The organism is Salinivibrio sp. ML198, from assembly GCF_001996015.1.
GTDB classification, from domain to species: domain Bacteria; phylum Pseudomonadota; class Gammaproteobacteria; order Enterobacterales; family Vibrionaceae; genus Salinivibrio; species Salinivibrio siamensis.
Genome location: NZ_MUEZ01000031.1, coordinates 1 through 7,802 on the forward strand (window position 1 = coordinate 1; position 7,802 = coordinate 7,802).

6 protein-coding genes are annotated in these 7,802 nt (G+C 47.8%); 1 reads left to right on the forward strand and 5 read right to left on the reverse strand.

The features are described 5' to 3' along the window. Nucleotides 1–1,366: 1,366 nt before the first annotated feature. The 5 genes from BZG25_RS15345 to BZG25_RS15370 all read right to left on the reverse strand — a co-directional run bounded on the left by BZG25_RS15345 (nt 1,367) and on the right by BZG25_RS15370 (nt 6,589). Nucleotides 1,367–2,338 carry a ParB/RepB/Spo0J family plasmid partition protein gene (locus BZG25_RS15345; protein WP_000817031.1) on the reverse strand — a complete coding sequence of 324 codons (972 nt, stop codon included), beginning with the start codon at nt 2,336–2,338 and terminating at the stop codon, nt 1,367–1,369. Next, nucleotides 2,338–3,504 carry a plasmid-partitioning protein SopA gene (gene sopA, locus BZG25_RS15350; RefSeq protein WP_000772446.1) on the reverse strand — a complete coding sequence of 389 codons (1,167 nt, stop codon included), beginning with the start codon at nt 3,502–3,504 and terminating at the stop codon, nt 2,338–2,340. The genes BZG25_RS15345 and sopA overlap by 1 nt, the downstream gene beginning before the upstream one ends. A 587-nt stretch (nt 3,505–4,091) precedes the next feature. Beyond that, entirely contained in the window at nt 4,092–4,847 is a 756-nt protein-coding gene (repE, locus tag BZG25_RS15355) for a replication initiation protein RepE (RefSeq protein ID WP_000852146.1), read from the reverse strand. An 855-nt stretch (nt 4,848–5,702) separates the two neighbouring features. Beyond that, a complete protein-coding gene (locus BZG25_RS16095; protein WP_162274079.1) occupies nt 5,703–5,915 on the reverse strand; it encodes a hypothetical protein in 213 nt (70 codons plus the stop codon). Between the two features lie 326 nt (nt 5,916–6,241). Next, nucleotides 6,242–6,589 (reverse strand): tyrosine-type recombinase/integrase, encoded by a 348-nt coding sequence (locus BZG25_RS15370; RefSeq protein WP_000442160.1) that lies wholly within the window; start codon nt 6,587–6,589, stop codon nt 6,242–6,244. A gap of 218 nt (nt 6,590–6,807) precedes the next feature. Between BZG25_RS15370 and BZG25_RS15375 the strand changes: the two genes are divergently transcribed. Continuing rightward, the gene (locus BZG25_RS15375) at nt 6,808–7,467 is read left to right on the forward strand and encodes a type A-1 chloramphenicol O-acetyltransferase (RefSeq protein WP_000412211.1); all 660 of its coding nucleotides are present in this window, start codon (nt 6,808–6,810) and stop codon (nt 7,465–7,467) included. Nucleotides 7,468–7,802 lie beyond the last annotated feature (335 nt).

Consider the following 7,802-nt stretch of genomic DNA (forward strand, 5'->3'; position numbering starts at 1 on the left):
AGTGGGATCCCCGGGTACCGAGCTCGAATTCGCCCTATAGTGAGTCGTATTACAATTCACTGGCCGTCGTTTTACAACGTCGTGACTGGGAAAACCCTGGCGTTACCCAACTTAATCGCCTTGCAGCACATCCCCCTTTCGCCAGCTGGCGTAATAGCGAAGAGGCCCGCACCGATCGCCCTTCCCAACAGTTGCGCAGCTGAATGGCGAATGGCGCCTGATGCGGTATTTTCTCCTTACGCATCTGTGCGGTATTTCACACCGCATATGGTGCACTCTCAGTACAATCTGCTCTGATGCCGCATAGTTAAGCCAGCCCCGACACCCGCCAACACCCGCTGACGCGAACCCCTTGCGGCCGCATCGAATATAACTTCGTATAATGTATGCTATACGAAGTTATTAGCGATGAGCTCGGACTTCCATTGTTCATTCCACGGACAAAAACAGAGAAAGGAAACGACAGAGGCCAAAAAGCTCGCTTTCAGCACCTGTCGTTTCCTTTCTTTTCAGAGGGTATTTTAAATAAAAACATTAAGTTATGACGAAGAAGAACGGAAACGCCTTAAACCGGAAAATTTTCATAAATAGCGAAAACCCGCGAGGTCGCCGCCCCGTAACCTGTCGGATCACCGGAAAGGACCCGTAAAGTGATAATGATTATCATCTACATATCACAACGTGCGTGGAGGCCATCAAACCACGTCAAATAATCAATTATGACGCAGGTATCGTATTAATTGATCTGCATCAACTTAACGTAAAAGCAACTTCAGACAATACAAATCAGCGACACTGAATACGGGGCAACCTCATGTCCGAGCTCGCGAGCTCGTCGACAGCGACACACTTGCATCGGATGCAGCCCGGTTAACGTGCCGGCACGGCCTGGGTAACCAGGTATTTTGTCCACATAACCGTGCGCAAAATGTTGTGGATAAGCAGGACACAGCAGCAATCCACAGCAGGCATACAACCGCACACCGAGGTTACTCCGTTCTACAGGTTACGACGACATGTCAATACTTGCCCTTGACAGGCATTGATGGAATCGTAGTCTCACGCTGATAGTCTGATCGACAATACAAGTGGGACCGTGGTCCCAGACCGATAATCAGACCGACAACACGAGTGGGATCGTGGTCCCAGACTAATAATCAGACCGACGATACGAGTGGGACCGTGGTCCCAGACTAATAATCAGACCGACGATACGAGTGGGACCGTGGTCCCAGTCTGATTATCAGACCGACGATACAAGTGGAACAGTGGGCCCAGAGAGAATATTCAGGCCAGTTATGCTTTCTGGCCTGTAACAAAGGACATTAAGTAAAGACAGATAAACGTAGACTAAAACGTGGTCGCATCAGGGTGCTGGCTTTTCAAGTTCCTTAAGAATGGCCTCAATTTTCTCTATACACTCAGTTGGAACACGAGACCTGTCCAGGTTAAGCACCATTTTATCGCCCTTATACAATACTGTCGCTCCAGGAGCAAACTGATGTCGTGAGCTTAAACTAGTTCTTGATGCAGATGACGTTTTAAGCACAGAAGTTAAAAGAGTGATAACTTCTTCAGCTTCAAATATCACCCCAGCTTTTTTCTGCTCATGAAGGTTAGATGCCTGCTGCTTAAGTAATTCCTCTTTATCTGTAAAGGCTTTTTGAAGTGCATCACCTGACCGGGCAGATAGTTCACCGGGGTGAGAAAAAAGAGCAACAACTGATTTAGGCAATTTGGCGGTGTTGATACAGCGGGTAATAATCTTACGTGAAATATTTTCCGCATCAGCCAGCGCAGAAATATTTCCAGCAAATTCATTCTGCAATCGGCTTGCATAACGCTGACCACGTTCATAAGCACTTGTTGGGCGATAATCGTTACCCAATCTGGATAATGCAGCCATCTGCTCATCATCCAGCTCGCCAACCAGAACACGATAATCACTTTCGGTAAGTGCAGCAGCTTTACGACGGCGACTCCCATCGGCAATTTCTATGACACCAGATACTCTTCGACCGAACGCCGGTGTCTGTTGACCAGTCAGTAGAAAAGAAGGGATGAGATCATCCAGTGCGTCCTCAGTAAGCAGCTCCTGGTCACGTTCATTACCTGACCATACCCGAGAGGTCTTCTCAACACTATCACCCCGGAGCACTTCAAGAGTAAACTTCACATCCCGACCACATACAGGCAAAGTAATGGCATTACCGCGAGCCATTACTCCTACGCGCGCAATTAACGAATCCACCATCGGGGCAGCTGGTGTCGATAACGAAGTATCTTCAACCGGTTGAGTATTGAGCGTATGTTTTGGAATAACAGGCGCACGCTTCATTATCTAATCTCCCAGCGTGGTTTAATCAGACGATCGAAAATTTCATTGCAGACAGGTTCCCAAATAGAAAGAGCATTTCTCCAGGCACCAGTTGAAGAGCGTTGATCAATGGCCTGTTCAAAAACAGTTCTCATCCGGATCTGACCTTTACCAACTTCATCCGTTTCACGTACAACATTTTTTAGAACCATGCTTCCCCAGGCATCCCGAATTTGCTCCTCCATCCACGGGGACTGAGAGCCATTACTATTGCTGTATTTGGTAAGCAAAATACGTACATCAGGCTCGAACCCTTTAAGATCAACGTTCTTGAGCAGATCACGAAGCATATCGAAAAACTGCAGTGCGGAGGTGTAGTCAAACAACTCAGCAGGCGTGGGAACAATCAGCACATCAGCAGCACATACGACATTAATCGTGCCGATACCCAGGTTAGGCGCGCTGTCAATAACTATGACATCATAGTCATGAGCAACAGTTTCAATGGCCAGTCGGAGCATCAGGTGTGGATCGGTGGGCAGTTTACCTTCATCAAATTTGCCCATTAACTCAGTTTCAATACGGTGCAGAGCCAGACAGGAAGGAATAATGTCAAGCCCCGGCCAGCAAGTGGGCTTTATTGCATAAGTGACATCGTCCTTTTCCCCAAGATAGAAAGGCAGGAGAGTGTCTTCTGCATGAATATGAAGATCTGGTACCCATCCGTGATACATTGAGGCTGTTCCCTGGGGGTCGTTACCTTCCACGAGCAAAACACGTAGCCCCTTCAGAGCCAGATCCTGAGCAAGATGAACAGAAACTGAGGTTTTGTAAACGCCACCTTTATGGGCAGCAACCCCGATCACCGGTGGAAATACGTCTTCAGCACGTCGCAATCGCGTACCAAACACATCACGCATATGATTAATTTGTTCAATTGTATAACCAACACGTTGCTCAACCCGTCCTCGAATTTCCATATCCGGGTGCGGTAGTCGCCCTGCTTTCTCGGCATCTCTGATAGCCTGAGAAGAAACCCCAACTAAATCCGCTGCTTCACCTATTCTCCAGCGCCGGGTTATTTTCCTCGCTTCCGGGCTGTCATCATTAAACTGTGCAATGGCGATAGCCTTCGTCATTTCATGACCAGCGTTTATGCACTGGTTAAGTGTTTCCATGAGTTTCATTCTGAACATCCTTTAATCATTGCTTTGCGTTTTTTTATTAAATCTTGCAATTTACTGCAAAGCAACAACAAAATCGCAAAGTCATCAAAAAACCGCAAAGTTGTTTAAAATAAGAGCAACACTACAAAAGGAGATAAGAAGAGCACATACCTCAGTCACTTATTATCACTAGCGCTCGCCGCAGCCGTGTAACCGAGCATAGCGAGCGAACTGGCGAGGAAGCAAAGAAGAACTGTTCTGTCAGATAGCTCTTACGCTCAGCGCAAGAAGAAATATCCACCGTGGGAAAAACTCCAGGTAGAGGTACACACGCGGATAGCCAATTCAGAGTAATAAACTGTGATAATCAACCCTCATCAATGATGACGAACTAACCCCCGATATCAAGTCACATGACGAAGGGAAAGAGAAGGAAATCAACTGTGACAAACTGCCCTCAAATTTGGCTTCCTTAAAAATTACAGTTCAAAAAGTATGAGAAAATCCATGCAGGCTGAAGGAAACAGCAAAACTGTGACAAATTACCCTCAGTAGGTCAGAACAAATGTGACGAACCACCCTCAAATCTGTGACAGATAACCCTCAGACTATCCTGTCGTCATGGAAGTGATATCGCGGAAGGAAAATACGATATGAGTCGTCTGGCGGCCTTTCTTTTTCTCAATGTATGAGAGGCGCATTGGAGTTCTGCTGTTGATCTCATTAACACAGACCTGCAGGAAGCGGCGGCGGAAGTCAGGCATACGCTGGTAACTTTGAGGCAGCTGGTAACGCTCTATGATCCAGTCGATTTTCAGAGAGACGATGCCTGAGCCATCCGGCTTACGATACTGACACAGGGATTCGTATAAACGCATGGCATACGGATTGGTGATTTCTTTTGTTTCACTAAGCCGAAACTGCGTAAACCGGTTCTGTAACCCGATAAAGAAGGGAATGAGATATGGGTTGATATGTACACTGTAAAGCCCTCTGGATGGACTGTGCGCACGTTTGATAAACCAAGGAAAAGATTCATAGCCTTTTTCATCGCCGGCATCCTCTTCAGGGCGATAAAAAACCACTTCCTTCCCCGCGAAACTCTTCAATGCCTGCCGTATATCCTTACTGGCTTCCGCAGAGGTCAATCCGAATATTTCAGCATATTTAGCAACATGGATCTCGCAGATACCGTCATGTTCCTGTAGGGTGCCATCAGATTTTCTGATCTGGTCAACGAACAGATACAGCATACGTTTTTGATCCCGGGAGAGACTATATGCCGCCTCAGTGAGGTCGTTTGACTGGACGATTCGCGGGCTATTTTTACGTTTCTTGTGATTGATAACCGCTGTTTCCGCCATGACAGATCCATGTGAAGTGTGACAAGTTTTTAGATTGTCACACTAAATAAAAAAGAGTCAATAAGCAGGGATAACTTTGTGAAAAAACAGCTTCTTCTGAGGGCAATTTGTCACAGGGTTAAGGGCAATTTGTCACAGACAGGACTGTCATTTGAGGGTGATTTGTCACACTGAAAGGGCAATTTGTCACAACACCTTCTCTAGAACCAGCATGGATAAAGGCCTACAAGGCGCTCTAAAAAAGAAGATCTAAAAACTATAAAAAAAATAATTATAAAAATATCCCCGTGGATAAGTGGATAACCCCAAGGGAAGTTTTTTCAGGCATCGTGTGTAAGCAGAATATATAAGTGCTGTTCCCTGGTGCTTCCTCGCTCACTCGACCGGGAGGGTTCGAGAAGGGGGGGCACCCCCCTTCGGCGTGCGCGGTCACGCGCACAGGGCGCAGCCCTGGTTAAAAACAAGGTTTATAAATATTGGTTTAAAAGCAGGTTAAAAGACAGGTTAGCGGTGGCCGAAAAACGGGCGGAAACCCTTGCAAATGCTGGATTTTCTGCCTGTGGACAGCCCCTCAAATGTCAATAGGTGCGCCCCTCATCTGTCAGCACTCTGCCCCTCAAGTGTCAAGGATCGCGCCCCTCATCTGTCAGTAGTCGCGCCCCTCAAGTGTCAATACCGCAGGGCACTTATCCCCAGGCTTGTCCACATCATCTGTGGGAAACTCGCGTAAAATCAGGCGTTTTCGCCGATTTGCGAGGCTGGCCAGCTCCACGTCGCCGGCCGAAATCGAGCCTGCCCCTCATCTGTCAACGCCGCGCCGGGTGAGTCGGCCCCTCAAGTGTCAACGTCCGCCCCTCATCTGTCAGTGAGGGCCAAGTTTTCCGCGAGGTATCCACAACGCCGGCGGCCGGCCGCGGTGTCTCGCACACGGCTTCGACGGCGTTTCTGGCGCGTTTGCAGGGCCATAGACGGCCGCCAGCCCAGCGGCGAGGGCAACCAGCCGAGGGCTTCGCCCTGTCGCTCGACTGCGGCGAGCACTACTGGCTGTAAAAGGACAGACCACATCATGGTTCTGTGTTCATTAGGTTGTTCTGTCCATTGCTGACATAATCCGCTCCACTTCAACGTAACACCGCACGAAGATTTCTATTGTTCCTGAAGGCATATTCAAATCGTTTTCGTTACCGCTTGCAGGCATCATGACAGAACACTACTTCCTATAAACGCTACACAGGCTCCTGAGATTAATAATGCGGATCTCTACGATAATGGGAGATTTTCCCGACTGTTTCGTTCGCTTCTCAGTGGATAACAGCCAGCTTCTCTGTTTAACAGACAAAAACAGCATATCCACTCAGTTCCACATTTCCATATAAAGGCCAAGGCATTTATTCTCAGGATAATTGTTTCAGCATCGCAACCGCATCAGACTCCGGCATCGCAAACTGCACCCGGTGCCGGGCAGCCACATCCAGCGCAAAAACCTTCGTGTAGACTTCCGTTGAACTGATGGACTTATGTCCCATCAGGCTTTGCAGAACTTTCAGCGGTATACCGGCATACAGCATGTGCATCGCATAGGAATGGCGGAACGTATGTGGTGTGACCGGAACAGAGAACGTCACACCGTCAGCAGCAGCGGCGGCAACCGCCTCCCCAATCCAGGTCCTGACCGTTCTGTCCGTCACTTCCCAGATCCGCGCTTTCTCTGTCCTTCCTGTGCGACGGTTACGCCGCTCCATGAGCTTATCGCGAATAAATACCTGTGACGGAAGATCACTTCGCAGAATAAATAAATCCTGGTGTCCCTGTTGATACCGGGAAGCCCTGGGCCAACTTTTGGCGAAAATGAGACGTTGATCGGCACGTAAGAGGTTCCAACTTTCACCATAATGAAATAAGATCACTACCGGGCGTATTTTTTGAGTTATCGAGATTTTCAGGAGCTAAGGAAGCTAAAATGGAGAAAAAAATCACTGGATATACCACCGTTGATATATCCCAATGGCATCGTAAAGAACATTTTGAGGCATTTCAGTCAGTTGCTCAATGTACCTATAACCAGACCGTTCAGCTGGATATTACGGCCTTTTTAAAGACCGTAAAGAAAAATAAGCACAAGTTTTATCCGGCCTTTATTCACATTCTTGCCCGCCTGATGAATGCTCATCCGGAATTTCGTATGGCAATGAAAGACGGTGAGCTGGTGATATGGGATAGTGTTCACCCTTGTTACACCGTTTTCCATGAGCAAACTGAAACGTTTTCATCGCTCTGGAGTGAATACCACGACGATTTCCGGCAGTTTCTACACATATATTCGCAAGATGTGGCGTGTTACGGTGAAAACCTGGCCTATTTCCCTAAAGGGTTTATTGAGAATATGTTTTTCGTCTCAGCCAATCCCTGGGTGAGTTTCACCAGTTTTGATTTAAACGTGGCCAATATGGACAACTTCTTCGCCCCCGTTTTCACCATGGGCAAATATTATACGCAAGGCGACAAGGTGCTGATGCCGCTGGCGATTCAGGTTCATCATGCCGTTTGTGATGGCTTCCATGTCGGCAGAATGCTTAATGAATTACAACAGTACTGCGATGAGTGGCAGGGCGGGGCGTAATTTTTTTAAGGCAGTTATTGGTGCCCTTAAACGCCTGGTTGCTACGCCTGAATAAGTGATAATAAGCGGATGAATGGCAGAAATTCGATGATAAGCTGTCAAACATGAGAATTGGTCGACGGCCCGGGCGGCCGCAAGGGGTTCGCGTTGGCCGATTCATTAATGCAGCTGGCACGACAGGTTTCCCGACTGGAAAGCGGGCAGTGAGCGCAACGCAATTAATGTGAGTTAGCTCACTCATTAGGCACCCCAGGCTTTACACTTTATGCTTCCGGCTCGTATGTTGTGTGGAATTGTGAGCGGATAACAATTTCACACAGGAAACAGCTATGACC